This window comes from Lysobacter sp. OAE881 (assembly GCF_040546665.1).
GTDB lineage: Bacteria > Pseudomonadota > Gammaproteobacteria > Xanthomonadales > Xanthomonadaceae > Lysobacter_J > Lysobacter_J soli.
Window position 1 is genome coordinate 2,519,134 of sequence record NZ_JBEPOG010000001.1, and the last position, 19,221, is coordinate 2,538,354.

A 19,221-nucleotide genomic window follows, 5' to 3' on the forward strand; every position below is an offset into this window, starting at 1 on the left:
GGGGTCCTCAGTAAAGTCGTTCCTGCCACGCGTCGGGCGCGAGCCAGGTGATCTGGTCGGGCGATCGGGCGTCGATCGCGCCTTCGTTCACGGCAGCAAGCACGGCCTGCTGCATGGCGGTCCAGCTGTCGGCGGCCGCGCCGATGCGCGCGCCGAGCCGGTTGTTGTGCGCATCCATCGCACGCGCCGCGTTGCCCTGCCCGCCGTGTTCCATCACTGCCGTGACCAGGTCGACGCAGCGCGGCGACGAGGTGTAGGCGACGATGGCGCTGGCGAGCGAGTGGCGGTACGCATCGGCCGGGCCGTTGCGACCGCCGGGCAATCCGGCGGCGAAGAACTGCGAGTACGTGGCCACCATCACGAACGCCGGGTAGGCGCCCAGCACGACCGCAACAACGAACAACCTGCGCCACTGGCGCTTGCGGGCGGGCTTGGTGGCCGCGTGGCTCACTTGGCCTGCTGCATCATGGTCACGAACCGGTCGAACAGCGGCGCCACGTCGTGCGGACCGGGGCTCGCTTCCGGGTGTCCCTGGAAGGAGAACGCCGGTGCATCGGTGAGCTCGATGCCCTGGTTGGTGCCGTCGAAGAGCGAGCGGTGGATCACGCGCACGTTGGCCGGCAGCGTCGCTTCGTCGACCGCGAAGCCGTGGTTCTGCGAGGTGATCATCACCCGGCCCGTGTCGAGGTCCTGCACCGGATGGTTCGCGCCGTGGTGGCCGTGCCCCATCTTCACCGTCTGCGCGCCGGCGGCGAGCGCCAGCAACTGGTGGCCCAGGCAGATGCCGAAAGTCGGGATCTTCGCGGAGATGAACTCCTTGATCGCCGCGATCGCGTAGTCGCACGGCGCCGGATCGCCCGGACCGTTGGACAGGAACACGCCGTCGGGCTTGAGCGCGAACACGTCCGATGCCGGCGTCTGTGCCGGAACCACCGTGAGCTTGCAGCCGCGCTCGGCGAGCATGCGCAGGATGTTGAACTTGACGCCGTAGTCGTACGCGACGACGTGGAACTTCGGCTCGGCGCGAACGAACGCGTTGTTGTCCAGGTCGAGCTGGCCGTCGGTCCATTCGTACGACTCGCGCACGCTGACTTCCTTCGCCAGGTCCATGCCCTTCAGGCCCGGGAACTTGCGCGCGGCCTCGAAGGCCTTGTCGACATCGATCTCGCCCGCCATCAGTGCGCCGTTCTGCGCGCCCTTCTCGCGCAGGATGCGCGTGAGCTTGCGGGTGTCGATGTCGGAGATAGCGACGATGCCTCGGGCGTTGAGCCATTCCGGCAGCGAGACCTGGCTGCGCCAGTTGCTGGGACGGCGCGGCACGTTGCGCACGATCAGGCCCGAGGCGAAGCAGCGAGCGGCTTCGTCATCCTGGTCGGTGCAGCCGGTGTTGCCGATGTGCGGGTACGTCAGGGTCACCAGCTGACGCGCATACGACGGGTCGGTGACGATTTCCTGGTAGCCGGTGATGGCCGTGTTGAAGACGACTTCGCCGACGGAAAGGCCGGGCGCGCCTACGGAAACGCCCTCGAAGAGGGTGCCGTCTTCGAGTGCGAGGATTGCGGGTTGGGTCACGGGGATCGCCTTGGCTGCCGGGGGGTGCTGACCCTTCCCGTCGCGCAGTCGCCAATAAATCCGGGCTGCAGCAAAGCGCGGACGCGGTGCGGGACCGGTCCGACGGAAGGGGTTCAGGCGAGCCGGAATTCTAGCGGCCCGGGCCGGGTAACGCCAGCGTCATGTGCATCGAATCGGGCAATCGGCCCGATTCCGCCTGCCGCGTTCAGGCAAGCAGATCGCGAAGCCGGTAGCGGCCCGGCGCGCGTCCGGCGAGCTTCGCGGCCGCGTGGAGCGCGCCGCGGGCAAAGATGTCGCGGTTGGTGGCGCGATGGACCAGTTTCGATCCGCTCGCCCGGCGCGGTGAACTGCACCAGGTGCTCGCCGACGATGTCCCCGGCCCGGAGAGAGGCGTAGCGCGGCGTAGCGCCGCCCAGCTCCGCACTCGCGCCCAGCGCCAGCGCGGTGCCCGAAGGCGCGTCCTTCTTGTGCACGTGGTGCGATTCGACGATGTCGCAATCCCAGCCCGGCAGCGCCTGGGCGGCGCGTTCGACCAGTTCGCTCAGGATCGCCACGCCCAGGCTGAAATTCGCCGCCCACAGCAGCGGGATGCGCTGCGATGCGGATTCCAGCGCGGACAGCTGCGGCGCTTCCAGGCCCGTGGTGCCCGATACCAGCGCCGCACCGCGCTCCTCGCACAGCGCGAGGACGGGATCGAAACCGTGCGGCAGGCTGAAATCGATGGCGACGTCGAACGCCGGCGCGCCATGCAGTTCGGACGCGGCGAAATGCGCCACGCCGTCCACCACGCGCTGCGCTGGCTGCGAACGCTGCACGGCGGCGACAACCACTACGTCGTCGCGTTCGGACGCCAGACGCAGCAGCGCCTGCCCCATGCGGCCGGATGCGCCGTGGACGAGGATTCGGGTCTGCGGAGAAGTGTGATCGCTCATGCGGGCAGTCTGAAGGCGGGTCTGCGTGGCGACAAGCGTCCGGGCATCATGCGTGACATTCGTTGTGTCATCCGGATCGACAGGCACTTCCAGACACAAGAAAGCCGCGGACGATGCCGCGGCTTTCAGGTGTTTCGATCCGTGCGAGCGTCAGGACGTCATCCGATCCCAGAAGCCCTTCACGCCATCGAGGAAGGTCGACGCACGCGGTGAATGACGACGTGCGCCATCGCCGGCGAAGGTCGCTTCGAACTTCTCCAGCAGCTCGCGCTGCTCGGCGGTGAGGTTGACCGGCGTTTCCACGACGGCGCGGCAATACAGGTCGCCGGGCTTGCGGCTGCGGACCGACTTCACGCCGCGGTCGCGCAGGCGGAACAGCTTTCCTGTCTGCGTTTCGGCGGGAATGCGCAGTTCGACTTCGCCTTCCAGCGTCGGCACGCGGATCGTGTCGCCGAGCGCCGCCTGGCCGATGCGCACCGGCACTTCGCAATGCAGGTCGTCGCCGTCGCGCTGGAAGATCTCGTGCTCGCGTACGCGCACGTCGACGTACAGGTCGCCCGGCGGCGAACCGGCCGGGCCGGCTTCGCCCTCGCCCGCCAGGCGGATGCGATCGCCGTTGTCGACGCCCGCGGGGATCTTCACCTGCAGCGTCTTGGTGCGTTCGACACGACCCTGGCCATTGCAGTCGGCGCACGGGTTGGGAATCGTCTTGCCGCGACCGCCGCAATGCGGGCAGGCCTGCTGCATCGAGAAGATGCCGCGCTGGAAACGCACCTGGCCGCGGCCATGGCAGGTCTGGCAGGTTTCGGTCTTGCCGTCGGCCGAACCCGAGCCATCGCAGGTCTCGCATTCGTCGAGCGTCGGGATCTCGATGGTCTTCTCGGCACCGAAGACGGCTTCCTCGAGCGACAGCTCCATCACGTAGCCGATGTCGGCGCCGCGACGCGGGCCGCGCTGGGCGCCGCCACCGAAGATGTTGCCGAAGATGTCGCCAAAGATGTCGCCCATATCGGCGTAGCCCTGACCGCCGCCACCGCCCATGCCGTGCTCGAACGCGGCATGTCCGTGCTGGTCGTAGGCGCGACGGCGGTTGCCGTCGGACAGGACTTCGTAGGCTTCCTTGCACTCCTTGAACGAAGCTTCCGCGGCGGCGTCGCCGGGGTTGCGGTCCGGATGGAACTTCATCGCGCAGCGGCGATAGGCCTTCTTCAGGTCTTCGTCGCTGGCGTCGCGGGCCACGCCCAGCACTTCGTAGTAGTCGCGTTTGCTCATGGAGCGATTCGGGATTCGTGATTCGGGATTCGTGAAAACAACGGCGGCTCAGACACAGGAAAGGGATCCGGGCACGGAAACTGCTTTTCCGAATCCCGAATCCCCATTCCCGAATCCCGGCTTTACTTCTTGTCGTCCTTGACTTCGGTGAACTCGGCGTCGACCACGTCGTCGGACTTGGCGCCGCCCGACGGGCCGGCACCGGCGTCCGGACCGCCCGGCTGGCCAGCGGCCGACGCCGCCGCGAACAGCGATTGCGCGGCCTCTTCCAGCGCCTTGGACTTGGCCTCGATCTGGCCCTTGTCGTCGCCGCGCATCGCGGTTTCGAGTTCGGCGATCGCGCCCTCGGTGCGACCGATGACGTCGCCGGCCACCTTGTCGCCGTTGTCCTTGATGGCGCTGCGCGCGGTGTGGATCAGCGCGTCGGCGTGGTTGCGGGCCTGCACCAGCTCGTGGAACTTCTGGTCTTCCTCGCGATGGGCTTCCGCGTCGGAGACCATCTTCGCGATCTCTTCCTCGGACAGGCCCGAACCGGCCTTGATCTCGACCTTCTGTTCCTTGTTGGTCTTCTTGTCCTTGGCCGACACGTGCAGGATGCCGTTGGCGTCGATGTCGAAGGACACCTCCACCTGCGGCATGCCGCGCGGCGCCGGCTCGATGCCGGTCAGGTCGAAGCGGGCCAGCGACTTGTTGTAGCGGGCCTGCTCGCGCTCACCCTGCAGCACGTGCACGGTCACGGCCGACTGGTTGTCCTCGGCGGTGGAGAACACCTGCGAGGCCTTGGTCGGGATGGTCGTGTTCTTCTCGATGATCTTGGTGAACACGCCGCCCAGGGTTTCGATGCCCAGCGACAGCGGGGTCACGTCGAGCAGCAGGACGTCCTTGACGTCGCCGGCCAGCACGCCGCCCTGGATCGCGGCGCCCAGCGCCACGGCTTCGTCCGGGTTGACGTCCTTGCGCGGCTCCTTGCCGAAGAATTCGGCCACGGCCGACTGCACCTTCGGCATGCGGGTCTGGCCACCGACCAGGATCACCTCGCTGATCTCGCTGGCGCGCAGGCCGGCGTCGTTCAGCGCGATGCGGCACGGTTCAATCGTGCGCTTGACCAGGTCGTCGACCAGCGCTTCGAGCTTGGCGCGGGTCAGCTTGATGTTCAGGTGCTTCGGGCCCGAGGCATCGGCCGTCACGTACGGCAGGTTCACTTCGGTCTGCTGCGCGCTGGACAGTTCGATCTTGGCGCGCTCGGCAGCATCCTTCAGGCGCTGCAGGGCCAGCGGATCCTTGCGCAGGTCGATGCCCTGGTCCTTCTGGAATTCCTCGACGAGGTAATCGATGACGCGCTTGTCGAAGTCTTCGCCGCCCAGGAACGTGTCGCCGTTGGTGGACAGCACTTCCACCTGCATTTCGCCGTCGACCGAAGCGATCTCGATGATCGACACGTCGAACGTGCCGCCGCCGAGGTCGTAGACCGCGACCTTGCGGTCGCCGCCCTTCTTGTCCATGCCGTAGGCCAGCGCGGCCGCGGTCGGCTCGTTGATGATGCGCTTGACGTCCAGGCCCGCGATCTTGCCAGCGTCCTTGGTCGCCTGGCGCTGGCTGTCGTTGAAGTACGCCGGCACCGTGATGACGGCTTCGGTGACGGTCTCGCCCAGGTAGGCCTCGGCGGTCTTCTTCATCTTGGCCAGCACTTCGGCCGAGATCTGCTGCGGGGCCATCTTCTTGCCGTCGGAGGTCTCGACCCAGGCGTCGCCGTTCTCGTGCTGGGTGATCTTGTACGGGACCAGGCCGATGTCCTTCTGGACTTCGGCGTCGGTGAACTTGCGGCCGATGAGGCGCTTGACGGCGAAGAACGTGTTCTTCGGATTGGTGACGGCCTGGCGCTTGGCGCTGGCGCCGACGAGGACTTCGCCGTCCTTGGTGAAGGCGACGATGGACGGGGTGGTGCGATCGCCTTCCGCGTTCTCGATGACGCGCGGCTTGCCGCCTTCCATGATCGCCACGCACGAATTGGTCGTGCCCAGGTCGATACCGATGATCTTGCCCATGGTGTTGCTCCCTCTCTGATCTTTTGACTGTGCGGCGGCGCGAGACCGCCTGCTTGAAGGTTGATGGCGGCCACGTGCCGCCGATGTGCGTTATCTGGGGGGCTCGCGGCCCCGCTTCAAGGCGTCAGTCGTGCCTGGCCACCACGACCAGCGCCGGGCGCAGGAGGCGATCGTTCAGCACCCAGCCCTTCTGGTAGACCTGCACGACGTCGCCCGGCGCGTGGCCGGCGGGATCGACCATGCTCATGGCCTGGTGGCGTTCGGGGTCGAACGGCTGGCCGACCGGGTCGACCATGGTCAGGCCGTTCTCCGACACCACCTTCAGCAACTGGCGCAGCGTCAGCTCCATGCCTTCGCGCAGGTGGGCGGCGGTATCGGCCTGCACGGCCAGGCCGGCTTCGAGGCTGTCGATCACCGGCAGCAGCTCGGCGAGCAGGCGTTCGTTGGCGAACTTGCGCGCCATGTCGACGTCGCGCGCCATGCGCTTGCGCTGGTTTTCCAGCTCGGCGCGCTCGCGCAGCGTCTCCTCGCGCAACTGGGTCAGCTCGGCCTGGAGGCCTTCGAGCTGCGTGGCGAGCGCGTCGGGGGTCTCGGTGTTGGGGGCTGCTTCGGCGGTCTGGTTGGGTTCGCCGGAAGGCGTGCTAGCGGTCATGCGGTGCTCCATCCCTGCGCCATGGGCGCTCAAACATGCTGGAATTCAAGGTCTTGCAGCCGCGCTCACAGGCGCGTCAGGGCAGCAATGGGGCCCGCCCGTGCCGGATTCAAGACGGCAATGTCCAACACGAACGCACCGGCGGATGCCGGCCAGCGGCCTCCTCCACGGGATACGCGTGACCCGTTACGAGTCCGGGTTCAGCGCTGCACCGAGCGCGTCCGCCGCGGCCTGCACCACGGGGATCACGCGGTCGTAGGCCATGCGCGTGGGGCCGATGACGCCCAGCACGCCCAGGACCGTCCCCGAGCCGGAGGCCACGTACGGGGCGGTCACCAGCGACATGCCTTCCAGCGGGGCCAGGCCGGTTTCCTCGCCAATGAAGATGCGCACGCCCGGCGCCTGCACGGTGCGTTCGAGCAGCTGGAGGATCTCCCGCTTGCGCGAGAAGGTGTCGAACAGGTCGCGCAGGCGATCCAGGTCGGCCAGTTCCTGCACGCCCATGAGGCGGGTTTGGCCGGCCAGCACCATGTCGCCGCCGCCGGGCGCGAGCGCCTGCTCGGCCAGTTCGACCGACTGCGCCAGCAGCAGCTGCATCTCGTCCTGTGCGCTGCGCAGTTCTCGCACCAGCGTGGCGCGGATGTCGGCCACCGTGCGCCCGGCGAAGTGTGCGTTGAGGTAGTTCGCCACGCGCTCCAGTTCGCCGGCATCGAACGGCCGGCGCGTGAGCACGATGCGGTTCTGCACCTCGTTGTCGGCGAAGACCAGGATCGCCAGCACGCGCGAGCCGTCCAGCGGCACGAAGTCGATGCGCCGGAAGGCGAACTGCTCGCGCTTGGGCACGCTGACCACGCCGACGAAATGGGTCATCGCCGACAGCAGCTCCGACGCGCTGCCCAGCAGCGCCTGCGTGCCCGACCCCGCCGGCAGTTCGCCGCGAAGACGCGCGACGTCGGTTTCCGGCAACGGCCGCACCTGCAGCAGCGAGTCGACGAAGAGCCGGTAGCCCTGCGGCGTCGGCACGCGCCCGGCCGAGGAATGCGGGGCGCTGAGCAGCCCGGCGTCTTCCAGGTCGGCGAGGATGTTGCGGATCGTCGCCGGGCTGACGTCCAGCCCCGCGTGGCGCGCCAGCGTCTGCGACCCGATCGGCTCGCCGCTGCGGATGTAGCGGCCGATCAGGGTGCGCAACAACTGGCGTGCGCGCGGGTCGAGGCTGGGATCGGCGGGTTTGCGGCTCATGTCGGCGATATATGACGGCTGGGTACGGGGCGCAAGTCGGGACGCACGGAGCCCTCTGCCCGGAGCCGCACGCGGCGCCAGCGCACGAAGCGGAACCCCGGTCGCGATCTCCACCCGTGAGACGCCCCACCGCTATCAAGCCGCAACCCACACAGGGCACAATCGCGCTCCGATGCTCGTCCACCTGTCCCTCAAGCAATTCGCCGTCGTCACCGAAGCCGAACTGGCCTTCGGTCCCGGCCTGACCGTCATCTCCGGCGAAACCGGCGCGGGCAAGTCGCTGCTGGTCGACGCACTGGGCCTGATCTCCGGCCTGCGCGCCGACAGCGGCGTCGTGCGCCACGGCGCCGACCGCGCCGAACTGGCGGCCGAATTCACTCTCGACGACGTCCCCCTCGCCGCCGCGTGGCTGCGCGAGCACGAACTCGACGAGGACGATGCCTGCCAGATCCGTCGCGTCATCCGCGCGGATGGCGGCTCGCGCGCCTGGGTCAACGGCCGTCCGGTGACGCTGGGGCAGCTCGGCGAGCTGGCCGCGTTGCTGGTGGAGATCCACGGCCAGCATGAACACCAGGCGCTGCTCTCGCGCCCGAGCCAGCTCGCGCTGCTCGACGCGTTCGGCCGCACCGATGCCGAACGTCGCGCCGTCGAAGCCGCCGCGGCCCGCTGGAGCGCGTTGCTTGCCGAGCGCGAAACGCTGCTCGCGCAGGGCGACGTCTCCGACCGCATCGACTGGCTCGAACATCAGCACGCGGAGCTCGATCGCGAGGAGCTCGCGCCCGAGGCCATCGCGCGCCTCCTGTCCGATCACCGTCGTCACGCGCACGCCGCCGGGCTGATCGCCGCCTGCGAAGGCGCGTTCGCGCAACTCGGCGGCGAAGACGGCCCGTCGCTTTCGCGCACGCTCCAGCACGTGCGTTCGGATCTTGCGCGTGTCGCCGAGCACGAGCCGCGGCTTTCCGAAGTTGACGGCATGCTCGATGCGGCGACCATCCAGATCGACGAAGCGCTCGCACTCCTCGACCGCGTGCGCAGCGACCTCGACCTGGACCCGTCGGCCTTCGACGCGCTCGAACACCGCCTTGGCCGCTTGCACGAGCTGGCGCGCAAGCACCGCGTCACGCCAGAACAGCTCGCCTCGCAACGCGACGCCATCGCGACCGAACTCGACGCCCTGCGTGGCGCGGGCGTGCGCTTGGCAAAACTCGATGGCGAGATCGAAACGGCCCGCACCGCATGGCGTGAGGTCGCGCAGGTGTTGAGCGCGCGGCGTCGCGAGGCGGCGGCGAACCTGGCGTCGAGCACGAGCGCGCTGATCGGCGAACTCGGCATGGGCGGCGGACGCTTCGACGTCGAGCTGGAGCCGCTCGAATCCGAACGCCCCGATCCGCAGGGCGCCGAGCGCGTGGAATTCATGGTGGCGGCCAACCCTGGGCAGCCGGCGCGTCCGCTGCGCAAGGTGGCGTCGGGCGGCGAACTGTCACGTATCTCGCTGGCGATCGAGGTCGCGGCGCTGGGGCTCGATACCGTGGCGACGATGGTCTTCGACGAGGTCGATACCGGCATCGGCGGCGCCGTGGCGGAGATCGTCGGCCAGAAGCTGCGCGCGCTTGGAGCGAGCCGCCAGGTGCTGTGCGTCACCCACCTGCCGCAGGTTGCCGCGCAGGGCCATGCGCATTACCGCGTGAGCAAGGCCAAGAGTGAAGGCGTCACGCAGAGCGCAGTGCAGTTGCTCAAGGCGAAGGAGCGCGAGGAGGAACTGGCGCGCATGCTCGGCGGCGTCGAACTCACGCGCGAGGCGCGCGCGGCCGCTAAGCGGTTGCTGGCCGACGTGGTGTAACGCCGCGCCATCGCCCACGAAAAAGCCCGCCATCGGCGGGCTTTTTCGTTCGCGGAACCCGGCAGGTCAGACCGCCGGCGCGCCCTTTTTCCTGCGCACGTAGAGGACCAGCGAGTGCTCCTCGATCTCGTAGCCGTGCTTGGCCGCGACCTTGCGCTGCAGCTCTTCGATCTCCGGGCTTTCGAACTCGATGATCTTGCCGCTGTCGATGTCGACCATGTGGTCGTGGTGATGGCCGCGATCGAGTTCGTACACCGACTGCCCGGCCTCGAAGTTGTGCTTGAGCACCAGGCCGGCGGCTTCGAACTGCGTGAGCACGCGGTACACCGTCGCCAGGCCGATGTCCTCCCCGTGTTCGAGCAGGTGGCGGTAGATGTCCTCGGCAGTCATGTGCCGCGGCTTGGCCTGCTCGAGCAGCTCCAGGATCCGCAGGCGTGGATGGGTGACCTTGAGTCCGGCCTTGCGGAGTTCTTGCGATTCCATGATGGTCCCTCAACGATGCGGCGCGACCGGTGGCGCCGGAACGGCGGATGAACACGGCCGACCCCGAAGGTGGACGGCCCGACTCCGCGCTTGGTGGATGCGCCCGGCAGTGTATCATCGCCGCGTTATCCGCCTGTCGCAGACACCGATGCCGAAGCACATGCACAAGCTCCTGCTGGTCCTCTCCATTGCCTTGGTCACCAGCGGCTGCGGCATCCTTTACAAGCAACCGATCTACCAGGGCAACCTGCTGGAAAAGGCCAACGTCGACCAGCTCCAGACCGGCATGAGCAAGCAGCAGGTCACCCTGCTTCTCGGCACGCCGTCGATCGACGACCCCTTCCATCACGATCGCTGGGATTACACCGCCACGCAGCGCACCAACCGCCGCGGCACCACCGAGCAGAAGAACCTCACCGTGTGGTTCGAGAACGATGCCGTCGTGAAGTGGGAAGGCGACTACTTCCCCGAGCAGGACGAGCAGCTGGCGCGCCAGACGGTCAAGCAGTTCGGCCGCAACCTGCCAAAGGAAAAGGGCAAGAAGGGCCGCTGATCCGAAGGATCGCTCCCGCAGCGCAAACGAAAACCCCGGCTTACGGCCGGGGTTTTGTTTTGGTCGACTCGGCGCGCCGGCGCCTCGCATCCTTCGGATCGGCCATCAGGGGCCGCAGCAGTTCGACGCGATCGCCTTCGTGCAACACGGTCTCGCCATCGGCGCGAACGCCAAATACGGCACAGGCCACGATGTCCGCATCGTCCTTCCAGCCGGAGGCCGCCAACGCCTGCGCGACCGTCGCATCGGCGGGCAACTCGACCCACACCGACTCGAAGCGCCGCGGCCACGCGCGGACGACCTCGACCTTCACGCCTCTTCGCCCCGGTCGGCCACGCGCACGAAGTCGTCGACCATGCGATCGGCCAGGCTCTGGAATCCTACCGCCATCGCCGGGCCGAGCAGCTTCACCTTCGGCTCGAAGTTCAGCGTCAGCGTCACCTTGCAGGCGGACTCGTCCAGCGCGTGGAATTCCCAGCGCCCGCCCAGGCTCTGGAACGGGCCGTCGACCAGTTTCAGGTCGATGTGGTGCGGCGCGCAGGTGGTGTTCTCGGTGGTGAACCACGTACGCAGGGCGCCGAAGCCGATGTCCAGCCGCGCGACCATGCGCCCGGTGCCGTCCTCGTTCACGCCCTCCTCCAGCACCTGCGAGCCCTCGCACCAGCCGAAGCGGCGCGAGTAGGCGGCCACGTCGTTCACCAGCGCATACATGCGCGCGGCGGAGTGTTCGACGAGGGCGGAACGGCGGATGGTCTGCATGCGGCGGCTATCCTGAAGCGATGAAGTCGCGCGCGGGCCCCGCTTTCGGGGACAATGGCGCGATGTCCAAGAATTCCAACAAGAAGACCGGCAAGGATAAGGGAAAGGGCGCTGGCGGCGGCACCATCGCGCTGAACAAGCGCGCCCGTCACGAGTACAGCCTCGAGGAGAAGTTCGAGGCCGGCCTGTCCCTGCAGGGCTGGGAGCTGAAGGCGATCCGCGCCGGCCGCGCCAACATCGGCGACGCCTACGCGGTGGTCCTGCACAGCGAGATCTTCCTGATCGGCGCGCAGATCACGCCGTTGATCTCCGCCTCCACTCACGTCGTGGCCGACGACCGCCGCTCGCGCAAGCTGCTGCTGCATCGTGCCGAAATCGACAACCTGATCGGCCGCGTGCAGCGCGACGGCTACACCCTGGTGCCCACCGCGCTCTACTGGAAGGGCAACAAGGTCAAGGCGGAGATCGCGCTCGCCAAGGGCAAGCAGGCGCACGACAAGCGCGAGGCGAGCAAGGAGCGCGACTGGCAGCGCGAGAAGCAGCGCGTGATGCGCAGGCACAACAAGGACGCTTGAACCAGGCAACGCCTGGTTGTTTCCGTGCTACGCCCGAAAACCCCGCGATTTGCTACGCAAACCGCGGGCCGCGAACAGTGCACATCCATCCCCCATTCGCGCCTTCGGCGCGAATCGCCCCCAACTTGGGGGCTGGGCTACTTCGTACACAGGAAATCGCCGTTCGAAGAGGCGGGTCGACCGTCACTCCGCCAGCTTCTCCCGAGGCAGCGTGAACCAGAACGTCGCCCCCTTCCCCACTTCGCCTTCGGCGCGGATCGTCCCGCCGTGGCGCTCGACGATGCGCTTCACCGACGCCAGGCCGATGCCGTGGCCGGCGAAGTCGTCGTTGTGGTGCAGCCGCTGGAACGGCCGGAACAGCTTGTCCACGTAGGCTTGCGAGAAGCCTGCGCCGTTGTCGCGCACGAAGTACTCCAGCCCCTGCTCGCCCATGACCGCGCCGAACTCGATCCGCGCATCGAGCCGATCGCGCGTGAACTTCCACGCGTTGCCCAGCAGATTGCCGAGCAGGTTGCGCAGCAGCGGCGCGTCGCCGATCACGAACAGCTCCGGCTGGATGTCCACCTCGACCTGGCGCCGGCTGTCGCTCACGCGCAGCTCCTCGATCACCTCGCCGGCGAGGCGGCTCAGGTCGACCCGTTCCAGCCGCAGTTCGCTGCGGCTGACGCGCGACATCTTGAGCAGCGCGTCGATCAGCTCGCCCATGCGGCCCGCCGCACGTCGCACGCGCACCAGGTAACCGCGGCCGTTCTCGTCCATTCCGGCCGAATGCCGCTCGATCAGGATCCGGCTGAAGCCGTCGATCGCACGCAGCGGCGCGCGCAGGTCGTGTGAGACGCTGTATGCGAAGGCCTCCAACTCCTGGTTGGCCTGGCTCAATTCGCGGGTGCGCAGCGCGACGCGCGCTTCCAGCGTCCGGTTGAGTGCGTGCACCCGCGCCTCCGCGCGAAGACGCTCGGTCACGTCCTCCACCTGCACCAGTCCGACGATGTCCTGGCCGACGTTGCCCGGCACCGGCGCGTAGGTCAGCTGGGCCTGGCGCGGGTCGCCGCCTTCGCGGTGCAGCCGTCGTGTCGCGCGATGCACGCCCTGCGCGTCGGTGGTGCCGTGGCCATAGGCGATCAGCTCCGGCTCGTCGCTTTCGAACAGCGTGTCGAAGCGCTTGCCCACCAGCGCCTCGGGCGTCAGCCCGACGATGTTCGCCAGCGCCGGATTGGCCTCGACGATATGGCCCTCGCTGTCCAGCAGCGCCTTGCCTATCGCCGAATACCGCATCGCGCTGCGGAAGCGCAGCTCGCTCCGGCGATAGTCCTCGGTCATGCGCACGGCGATGCGGTACGCCTGCGCTTCGGTGCGCGCGAGCATCCACGCGATCGCGTACAGCAGCAGCGACGAGAACAGCCCGAGCGCCAGCAGGTTCTGCAGGCCCTGCAATCGCGGCGCGGCCTGCGCCACGGGTGGCGATTCGAAGTCCACGCGCCAGTGGCGACCGTACAGTTCGAACGCGCTGCTGTGCCGGAACGCCGGCGGCGGGCGATCGGCTGGCGCGTACGTCGCGTAGAGCAGGCGCTCGCCGGCAGATACGTCGATCACGCGGAACTGGCTGTCGTTGCGCAGCGCGCCCAGCGCATTGCGCACGAAACCTTCCATGCGCACGGGCACGTACACCCAGCCCTGCATGTCGGCGCGACGGTTCGCCAGCGTCGCCGGGCGCCCGCCGCCGCGATACACCGGCAGGTACAGCAGGATGCCGGTGCTGCGCAGCGAGCCGTCCTGGATGAGGTGCACCGGGCCGGACAGCGTCGCGTTGCCGGTTTCCATCGCCTGGACCATCGCCGCCTGGCGCACGGGCTCGGAGTACATGTCGAAGCCGATCGCGCCCACGTTCGCGGGCGTCTTCGGTTCCAGATAGAGGATGGGCCCGTAGTCGCGGCGCTGCCCGCGCGGCCAGATCTCGAGCAGGCCGTGGCCGGCGTCACGCCATTCCAGCTGCAGGTCGGCCAGGCGCGTGGCGGGGACGAATTCGGCGAATCCAAGGCCAACCATGCCCGGGAAGCGACGCTGCAGGTCCATTCCGTCCACGTACGCCTGCCACTGCGCCGGCGACGGCCGCGGGCGGGTGACCGACGCGAACATCGACACGCCACCGCGCGCGACCAATTCGTACTTGGTCATGCCCTGGCGCAGCAGCTCCGTGACTTCGGCGGTCTTGCTGATGAACTCCGCCTCGGCCGAACGCAGCTCGCGTTCGCGCGCCGCACGCCACGCGGTGAAGACCAGCAGCAGCGAGCCGACGAGCACGATGAGCGCGAGCAGGTACCCGCGGCGCGGCGACAGCTCGGACAGGTCGGGCGTGCGGTCTTCGCGAACGGCCTCGGGGCTCATTCCCCAAGCATACAGGGCCGAGAATTTTTCGCATTCAGCCGGGTGGGCCCGGCCCGCATTGGTTAGCGCTCACGCGCATCGTCACGTGCGTGGTCCGCGTGGCGAACGTCGCACGCCGGACAGTGCGAGCAGCTCTATCGCATCCACGCGGAAGCTGCATGCCCTGGCCATGATAAGTGCACGTTTTCTAGTGGTTACGTAGCCGCGCTTGCGCATTCGGCGCAGCATTTCGGTGCTGATGCCGGCCGCCTGCGCGGCGGCGCCACAGGAGTTGAAACATTCAACGTATCGCTCGACCGGATTGGCCGCGACGTCCATTTCGATAGTCATGGAGCAAATGGATACCACCGCCAGTTGCCACATTCAACAACCTGAAGATGCGTGCTTTTCGCAGACGCTGCGCAACAATAAATTGCGACGTCTCACACACCTCGTGTGGGTGTCGGATTTCCCCTATTCGAGCGCACGGAAATGCCGCAGAAACCGCACAAGGAATTCTCAAAACGGCTGCACCAAGCCTGGGACTACGCCGGCATCGTGAAGGGCCGCCATCGCACGGCGGCGCTCGCCGAGTACTTCGAGGTCAGCCGCGAATCCGCCCGCAAGTGGGCCGTAGGTCTTTCGAAGCCGGCGAGCGAACGCCTCACCGCGATGGCCGTGCAGATGAAGGTCAATTCCGACTGGCTGTCCACCGGCCGCGGCACGATGGAGCTGGCCGAGTCCGTGCGCGAGACGCCCACGAAGTACGACAACGCCGAAGAGGTCCGTCTGGTCGGGCTGGTGCGCAAGCTGCCGCGCAAGAAGCAACGCGCGCTGATCCAGCTCCTCGAGGAAACCTGAGCGCGCGCCACGGTGCCGAGGTCGCAGACACAAAAAAGCCCGCCGAAGCGGGCTTTTTTGCACTGGTATGGTGGAGGTGGGGGGAATTGAACCCCCGTCCGAAGGCACTCCATCCCCGGCACTACATGCTTAGCTCACCGTTGGATCTCGTTCCGGAACAGCACGGTATGCAAAGCGCATCCCGGAACCAGCCTGTTTTGGGTTGACCAGGGACTGACAGGCAACCGTCCCCGGCGATTCCGTGATGATGACCCTACGCTGCGAGCACGGACACAAGCAGTTTCGGGGCTTAGGCCTTAAGCGGCCAGAGCGTAGTTGTCGTCGTTGGCAACTAGAAGTTTGCAGCTGGATTTACGAGGAAAGCTACCCCCTCGGCATGCGCCAAGCGATTTCGCAACCCCCGTCGAAGCCAGTGCACCCCCGGGGACAGCTGATGCTGACCCGTCCAGTATAGGGGCGAAGCCCGCGACGACAAGGCCTGCAGAACGCGGTGTTTGCGGGCGTTCAAGCGTTCGATGAGCGTCGTGCGGGCGTGCGTGGCGTGACGCCCTGCCCGCTTCGCCTGCGCGCACGCCCCAATTCGGACTCGTCTGATGGGCCCGCAAACGACGGTTGCGGAAAGCTGGAAGGCCCTCCGCCCTCCGGGACGCCCATGCGCCAGGCCCGTCGACTCACCGGCACCGAGCTGACCCAGACCGAGCGTTTCGCCCTGTCGGCGTTGCGCAACAAGACGCGGTTCCGCTGGGAGCACGCATTGATGGAGACCGCGACGATGCAGCGCCTGGCCGGCAAGGGGCTCGCGGTGTTCGAGGGCGAACGCTGGGAACCCACGCAGAAGGGCATCGAGCTGATCGCCCGGCTGACGGGTCACGACCTCAGTTCGATCGCGCTCCCCGACGCCGCCGCGACGCAGGAAGACGAGCCGGCCTGATCGCCGCCTACGTCCTGCTTTCCCGCCGGCTGCGCCGCAACAGGCGCAGCGCGGCCTGTTCCCATTGGCGCTCGCCACGGGCGCCCGCCACGGCGCGCTGCAGGCGGCCGTCTTCCCAGCACTCGAACACCGTCGGGTCGATGTACGACTTGCGACATACCGCCGGCGTGTTGCCGAGCAGTTGCGCGACTTCCTTGATGACCTCGTTTCGCACCGCCGGTACCGCGGTGACCTTGATCTCGCCGTCCTCGCGCCGCGGGACTTCGCGTTCGGCCAGCAGCCGGATCGCCACCAGCGTGCCGCCCCAGGTACGGAAGTCCTTCGCGGTGAAGTCCGCCCCCATCGCCTCGCGCAGGTAGTCGTTGACCATGCCCGAATCGACCGGCTGCTGCTGGCCGTCGTCGTCGAGGTACTGGAACAGCGCCTGCCCCGGCAGCTGCTGGCAGCGCCGCATGAGTTTCGTGAGGCGCGCATCGTCGAGCACGATGTCGTGTTCGAGCCCGCTCTTGCCGCGGAAGCGCAGGTGCGCGCGGCCACCGCGCAGGAATTCGACGTGTCGATTGCGCAGGGTCGTGAGGCCGTACGAACGGTTGCCGCGTGCGTACTCGGTGTTGCCGATGCGCACCAGCGTGTCGGCCAGCACCGATACGACGATCGCCAGCACCTTCTCGCGACCGAGCCCTTCGCGCGCCAGATCGCGACGCAACGTGCGCCGCAGGTTCGGCAGCGCGGCGGCGAACGCGACGATGCGATCGAACTTGCGCGAGTCGCGGACTTCCTGCCATCGCGGGTGGTAGCGGTACTGCTTACGTCCGCGCGCATCGCGCCCGCAGGCCTGCAGATGCCCGTTCGCGCGACGGCAGATCCACACGTCGCGATACGCCGGCGGGATCGCCAGCGAGCGGATGCGCGCCAGCGTGTCGGCGTCGCGCACCGTGCGCCCGTCCGCGTCGATGTAGCGGAAGCCCTTGCCTGAGCGCATGCGGCGCAGCCCGGGCTCGCCATCGCTCACATAGACCAGCCCGCCGTCGCTGGCCGCGGCCACGCAGGCGTCGTTCTTCGGCACGCTGTTCTTCAGCACGCTCTTCTTCAGCACGCCCTCGCCGCTCGCCTTCGGTTGTCGCGGCACCTTGCGGGATTTCGCCATGCGGCCAGCATCCGGAGGAGTGCATCAAGATCGCGTCGCGATGACGCGTCTCACATGTCATCGGCGATGATGACCGGCATGGCGTTCCTGCGGACCAGCGACCCCGAACGCACGCGCGGCGTGAGCGAAGGCGCGTGCCATCTTTACGTGCTGCCGTGCGCGTACGAGGACCTTCTGAAGCTCGGCTTCTCGCGGCAGCCGCTGGAGCGCATGCAGGCGCTGCATCCGCGGTTCTTCGAGTTCTTCGACCTCGACCGCGCGCTGCTGGTGGACACCGAAACCGTGCGCGACGCGCGCCGGCTCGAACTGGAGCTCGGCCACGCATTGGCCGAATACAGCGCGCCCGCCCCGCTCACCGTGCGGATCCAGGCCGCGGGTCACACCGAGTGGTATCGCGGCGCGTATCCGATCCTGGCCAGTGCCGTCGACCGCCTCGCCCAGCGCGGCCACACCGTGCACGTGCCGTTGCGTGCGTGGCTGGAAGCGCAGATGCAGGCACGCGCGCCGGCGTTGTTCTCCTGGGGAATCAGCGTGCTCGAGCGCGTGGAAGGCGAGCCAGCGCATCTTGACCAATTGCCGATGTTGCACGCGCTGCGGCAGCAGGTGCTCGACGTTCTCGATGCGCATCGGGCGCTCGGCGTCGACGTGGGCGAACACCTGCCGGAGACGCTCGCGCAGTGGTACGCGCGGCAATTTTGACCTTGCGTACGGCCTACTTGCGACCGGCAGGCAGCGGTTCTTCCTCGCGGTCGTACGCCGGCGGGTAGTAGAAGTTGACTGTCTTCAGGCGCGTGCGCCCGGTGTTGCGGATTTCATGGCGTTCGCCGCGCTCGACCACGAGCAGGCTTCCCGCCTTCAGGGGCTGGCGACGTCCTTCGACGATCGCCAGCCCCGTCCCGGATACGACATAAAGCCACTGGTCGGCGCCGCGGTGCCGGTTGTCCGGGCCGCCTTCGCTGTCGCCCGGCGCGATGACCATCTCGGCCGCCTGCACCTTGCGTACGTCGAACGCGACACGGAATCCCGGCCCGAAGCGGAACCGCTTGTGCTTCATGCGACCGTTGCGTGCAAGGTCAGCGGGCGCGGCCGCGCGTGAACAGATTCACGATCGCCAGCAGCACCACCGCGCCGAGCAGCGACAGCAGCAGTCCTGCGATGCTGAAGTTGCCGTCGTTGATGTCGCCGCCGCCGATGCCCAGCACGCTGCCGAGCCAGCCGCCGATGAAGGCACCCACGATGCCCACGACGATGTTGAGGATGATGCCTTGCTGCGCATCGCGACGCATGATGAGGCTGGCGAGCCAACCGACGATACCGCCCACGATCAACCAGATGATGATGCCCATTTCGTGTCTCCTCCTCTCTCCGTCTAAGGTGCGCCGGATGGTAGGAACGCCCTCGTGAGCGGCGCGTGTGTGGCCGCTAGCGGCACCGTGACGGTCCCTACACATCGGCAAAACCAACGTGTCGGGATGGACTGGACGCTCCAGCTGCTCGTTGTGCGCGACGCCGCGATCGCCATGCTGCTTGGCGGCGTGATCGGCTTCGAACGCGAATTGAAGAACAGACCGGCCGGCTTTCGCACTCACATGCTGGTCGGCGGTGCCGCCGCGCTCCTGGTCGGGCTCGGTCAGCTGGTGATCATCGACCACCGGCTCGACAGCGAACTGCGCCTCACCATCGACCCGTTGCGACTGGTCGAGGCGGTCATCGCGGGCGTGTCCTTCATCGGCGCCGGCACGATCTTCGCGCGCCGCGGCTCGCAGGTCGTGGTGGGCATCACCACCGCCGCCACCATCCTGATGGTTGCCGTGATCGGCGTGATGTGCGGCTTCCGCTACCACCTGCTCGCCGGCCTTTCGACCGCGCTGACGCTGTTGATCCTCACGGCCATCAACTGGATCGAGCGGCGCATCCCGGGCGACGACAAACGCGACAAGGCGGACTGATGTCGCAGCGCGGACGGATGGAGCGCGTGAAGCAATGCGCGCATCGG

21 protein-coding genes, 1 other RNA gene and 1 pseudogene are annotated in these 19,221 nt (G+C 67.7%); 7 read left to right on the plus strand and 16 right to left on the minus strand.

Features of this window, described 5'->3' with window-relative positions; genetic code table 11:
* Nucleotides 1-7: 7 nt before the first annotated feature.
* From ABIE51_RS11620 to hrcA, 7 genes and pseudogenes are all read right to left on the minus strand, one after another.
* Nucleotides 8-403, minus strand: a complete 396-nt coding sequence (locus ABIE51_RS11620) for a DUF6973 domain-containing protein (protein ID WP_354504871.1) — start codon at nt 401-403, stop codon at nt 8-10.
* A gap of 44 nt (nt 404-447) precedes the next feature.
* On the minus strand, nt 448-1,572 hold the full coding sequence (gene carA, locus ABIE51_RS11625; protein WP_157030382.1) for a glutamine-hydrolyzing carbamoyl-phosphate synthase small subunit: 1,125 nt from the start codon (nt 1,570-1,572) through the stop codon (nt 448-450).
* A gap of 205 nt (nt 1,573-1,777) precedes the next feature.
* A pseudogene (dapB, locus tag ABIE51_RS11630) lies at nt 1,778-2,504 on the minus strand (4-hydroxy-tetrahydrodipicolinate reductase).
* A gap of 150 nt (nt 2,505-2,654) precedes the next feature.
* Complete coding sequence (dnaJ, locus tag ABIE51_RS11635; protein WP_115841540.1) at nt 2,655-3,776, minus strand: molecular chaperone DnaJ; 1,122 nt, start codon at nt 3,774-3,776, stop codon at nt 2,655-2,657.
* A gap of 122 nt (nt 3,777-3,898) precedes the next feature.
* Complete coding sequence (gene dnaK, locus ABIE51_RS11640) at nt 3,899-5,821, minus strand: molecular chaperone DnaK (RefSeq protein WP_115841541.1); 1,923 nt, start codon at nt 5,819-5,821, stop codon at nt 3,899-3,901.
* Between the two features lie 124 nt (nt 5,822-5,945).
* Nucleotides 5,946-6,473 carry a nucleotide exchange factor GrpE gene (gene grpE / locus ABIE51_RS11645; RefSeq protein ID WP_115841804.1) on the minus strand — a complete coding sequence of 176 codons (528 nt, stop codon included), beginning with the start codon at nt 6,471-6,473 and terminating at the stop codon, nt 5,946-5,948.
* A gap of 186 nt (nt 6,474-6,659) precedes the next feature.
* A complete protein-coding gene (hrcA, locus tag ABIE51_RS11650; RefSeq protein ID WP_192630857.1) occupies nt 6,660-7,712 on the minus strand; it encodes a heat-inducible transcriptional repressor HrcA in 1,053 nt (350 codons plus the stop codon).
* Between the two features lie 172 nt (nt 7,713-7,884).
* Between hrcA and recN the strand changes: the two genes are divergently transcribed.
* Entirely contained in the window at nt 7,885-9,552 is a 1,668-nt protein-coding gene (recN, locus tag ABIE51_RS11655) for a DNA repair protein RecN (protein WP_192630858.1), read from the plus strand.
* 66 nt (nt 9,553-9,618) lie between these two features.
* Here the strand turns inward: recN and fur are convergent, their stop codons facing one another.
* On the minus strand, nt 9,619-10,035 hold the full coding sequence (gene fur / locus ABIE51_RS11660) for a ferric iron uptake transcriptional regulator (RefSeq protein WP_115841544.1): 417 nt from the start codon (nt 10,033-10,035) through the stop codon (nt 9,619-9,621).
* 160 nt (nt 10,036-10,195) lie between these two features.
* Here fur and ABIE51_RS11665 point away from each other — a divergent pair, with 160 nt between their 5' ends.
* Entirely contained in the window at nt 10,196-10,588 is a 393-nt protein-coding gene (locus tag ABIE51_RS11665; protein ID WP_115841805.1) for an outer membrane protein assembly factor BamE, read from the plus strand.
* Between the two features lie 40 nt (nt 10,589-10,628).
* On the opposite strand, the gene ABIE51_RS11670 is transcribed toward ABIE51_RS11665, so the two are convergent.
* Nucleotides 10,629-10,901 (minus strand): RnfH family protein, encoded by a 273-nt coding sequence (locus ABIE51_RS11670; RefSeq protein ID WP_192630859.1) that lies wholly within the window; start codon nt 10,899-10,901, stop codon nt 10,629-10,631.
* The gene (locus tag ABIE51_RS11675) at nt 10,898-11,347 is read right to left on the minus strand and encodes a type II toxin-antitoxin system RatA family toxin (protein WP_115841546.1); all 450 of its coding nucleotides are present in this window, start codon (nt 11,345-11,347) and stop codon (nt 10,898-10,900) included. Before ABIE51_RS11675 ends, ABIE51_RS11670 begins: the two co-directional genes overlap by 4 nt.
* A 62-nt stretch (nt 11,348-11,409) precedes the next feature.
* Between ABIE51_RS11675 and smpB the strand changes: the two genes are divergently transcribed.
* Complete coding sequence (gene smpB, locus ABIE51_RS11680) at nt 11,410-11,922, plus strand: SsrA-binding protein SmpB (protein WP_115841547.1); 513 nt, start codon at nt 11,410-11,412, stop codon at nt 11,920-11,922.
* A 183-nt stretch (nt 11,923-12,105) separates the two neighbouring features.
* On the opposite strand, the gene ABIE51_RS11685 is transcribed toward smpB, so the two are convergent.
* Together ABIE51_RS11685 and ABIE51_RS11690 are read right to left on the minus strand one after the other, a co-directional pair.
* Nucleotides 12,106-14,307 carry a CHASE domain-containing protein gene (locus ABIE51_RS11685; protein WP_192630860.1) on the minus strand — a complete coding sequence of 734 codons (2,202 nt, stop codon included), beginning with the start codon at nt 14,305-14,307 and terminating at the stop codon, nt 12,106-12,108.
* An 81-nt stretch (nt 14,308-14,388) separates the two neighbouring features.
* Nucleotides 14,389-14,670, minus strand: a complete 282-nt coding sequence (locus tag ABIE51_RS11690) for a hypothetical protein (RefSeq protein WP_192630861.1) — start codon at nt 14,668-14,670, stop codon at nt 14,389-14,391.
* 108 nt (nt 14,671-14,778) lie between these two features.
* Between ABIE51_RS11690 and ABIE51_RS11695 the strand changes: the two genes are divergently transcribed.
* Nucleotides 14,779-15,147, plus strand: a complete 369-nt coding sequence (locus ABIE51_RS11695) for a DNA-binding protein (RefSeq protein ID WP_115841550.1) — start codon at nt 14,779-14,781, stop codon at nt 15,145-15,147.
* Between the two features lie 68 nt (nt 15,148-15,215).
* Here ABIE51_RS11695 and ssrA read toward each other — a convergent pair.
* Nucleotides 15,216-15,569, minus strand: a transfer-messenger RNA (tmRNA) gene (gene ssrA / locus ABIE51_RS11700).
* Nucleotides 15,570-15,799: 230 nt separating this feature from the next.
* On the opposite strand from ssrA, the gene ABIE51_RS11705 reads away from it, so the two are divergent.
* Nucleotides 15,800-16,078, plus strand: coding sequence for a hypothetical protein (locus tag ABIE51_RS11705; protein ID WP_192630862.1), 279 nt, complete (start codon nt 15,800-15,802; stop codon nt 16,076-16,078).
* 7 nt (nt 16,079-16,085) lie between these two features.
* On the opposite strand, the gene ABIE51_RS11710 is transcribed toward ABIE51_RS11705, so the two are convergent.
* Entirely contained in the window at nt 16,086-17,225 is a 1,140-nt protein-coding gene (locus tag ABIE51_RS11710; RefSeq protein WP_192630863.1) for a DNA topoisomerase IB, read from the minus strand.
* 54 nt (nt 17,226-17,279) lie between these two features.
* On the opposite strand from ABIE51_RS11710, the gene ABIE51_RS11715 reads away from it, so the two are divergent.
* The gene (locus ABIE51_RS11715) at nt 17,280-17,924 is read left to right on the plus strand and encodes a GIY-YIG nuclease family protein (RefSeq protein ID WP_354504129.1); all 645 of its coding nucleotides are present in this window, start codon (nt 17,280-17,282) and stop codon (nt 17,922-17,924) included.
* A gap of 13 nt (nt 17,925-17,937) precedes the next feature.
* Here ABIE51_RS11715 and ABIE51_RS11720 read toward each other — a convergent pair whose 3' ends face one another.
* Nucleotides 17,938-18,279, minus strand: a complete 342-nt coding sequence (locus ABIE51_RS11720) for a cupin domain-containing protein (RefSeq protein ID WP_115841553.1) — start codon at nt 18,277-18,279, stop codon at nt 17,938-17,940.
* Between the two features lie 19 nt (nt 18,280-18,298).
* A complete protein-coding gene (locus ABIE51_RS11725; protein WP_115841554.1) occupies nt 18,299-18,571 on the minus strand; it encodes a GlsB/YeaQ/YmgE family stress response membrane protein in 273 nt (90 codons plus the stop codon).
* A gap of 54 nt (nt 18,572-18,625) precedes the next feature.
* Here ABIE51_RS11725 and ABIE51_RS11730 point away from each other — a divergent pair, with 54 nt between their 5' ends.
* Complete coding sequence (locus ABIE51_RS11730; RefSeq protein WP_253335685.1) at nt 18,626-19,174, plus strand: MgtC/SapB family protein; 549 nt, start codon at nt 18,626-18,628, stop codon at nt 19,172-19,174.
* Nucleotides 19,175-19,221 lie beyond the last annotated feature (47 nt).

Excerpts from the sequence above, each read along its gene's own strand:
- dnaJ (WP_115841540.1), bottom strand. The coding sequence starts at position 3,776 with ATGAGCAAACGCGACTACTACGAAGTGCTGGGCGTGGCCCGCGACGCC.
- dnaK (WP_115841541.1), bottom strand. The coding sequence starts at position 5,821 with ATGGGCAAGATCATCGGTATCGACCTGGGCACGACCAATTCGTGCGTG.
- grpE (WP_115841804.1), bottom strand. The coding sequence starts at position 6,473 with ATGACCGCTAGCACGCCTTCCGGCGAACCCAACCAGACCGCCGAAGCA.
- hrcA (WP_192630857.1), bottom strand. The coding sequence starts at position 7,712 with ATGAGCCGCAAACCCGCCGATCCCAGCCTCGACCCGCGCGCACGCCAG.
- recN (WP_192630858.1), top strand. The coding sequence starts at position 7,885 with ATGCTCGTCCACCTGTCCCTCAAGCAATTCGCCGTCGTCACCGAAGCC.
- fur (WP_115841544.1), bottom strand. The coding sequence starts at position 10,035 with ATGGAATCGCAAGAACTCCGCAAGGCCGGACTCAAGGTCACCCATCCA.
- ABIE51_RS11665 (WP_115841805.1), top strand. The coding sequence starts at position 10,196 with ATGCACAAGCTCCTGCTGGTCCTCTCCATTGCCTTGGTCACCAGCGGC.
- ABIE51_RS11675 (WP_115841546.1), bottom strand. The coding sequence starts at position 11,347 with ATGCAGACCATCCGCCGTTCCGCCCTCGTCGAACACTCCGCCGCGCGC.
- smpB (WP_115841547.1), top strand. The coding sequence starts at position 11,410 with ATGTCCAAGAATTCCAACAAGAAGACCGGCAAGGATAAGGGAAAGGGC.
- ABIE51_RS11685 (WP_192630860.1), bottom strand. The coding sequence starts at position 14,307 with ATGAGCCCCGAGGCCGTTCGCGAAGACCGCACGCCCGACCTGTCCGAG.
- ABIE51_RS11690 (WP_192630861.1), bottom strand. The coding sequence starts at position 14,670 with ATGTGGCAACTGGCGGTGGTATCCATTTGCTCCATGACTATCGAAATG.
- ABIE51_RS11695 (WP_115841550.1), top strand. The coding sequence starts at position 14,779 with ATGCCGCAGAAACCGCACAAGGAATTCTCAAAACGGCTGCACCAAGCC.
- ABIE51_RS11705 (WP_192630862.1), top strand. The coding sequence starts at position 15,800 with ATGCGCCAGGCCCGTCGACTCACCGGCACCGAGCTGACCCAGACCGAG.
- ABIE51_RS11710 (WP_192630863.1), bottom strand. The coding sequence starts at position 17,225 with ATGGCGAAATCCCGCAAGGTGCCGCGACAACCGAAGGCGAGCGGCGAG.
- ABIE51_RS11715 (WP_354504129.1), top strand. The coding sequence starts at position 17,280 with ATGTCATCGGCGATGATGACCGGCATGGCGTTCCTGCGGACCAGCGAC.
- ABIE51_RS11720 (WP_115841553.1), bottom strand. The coding sequence starts at position 18,279 with ATGAAGCACAAGCGGTTCCGCTTCGGGCCGGGATTCCGTGTCGCGTTC.
- ABIE51_RS11725 (WP_115841554.1), bottom strand. The coding sequence starts at position 18,571 with ATGGGCATCATCATCTGGTTGATCGTGGGCGGTATCGTCGGTTGGCTC.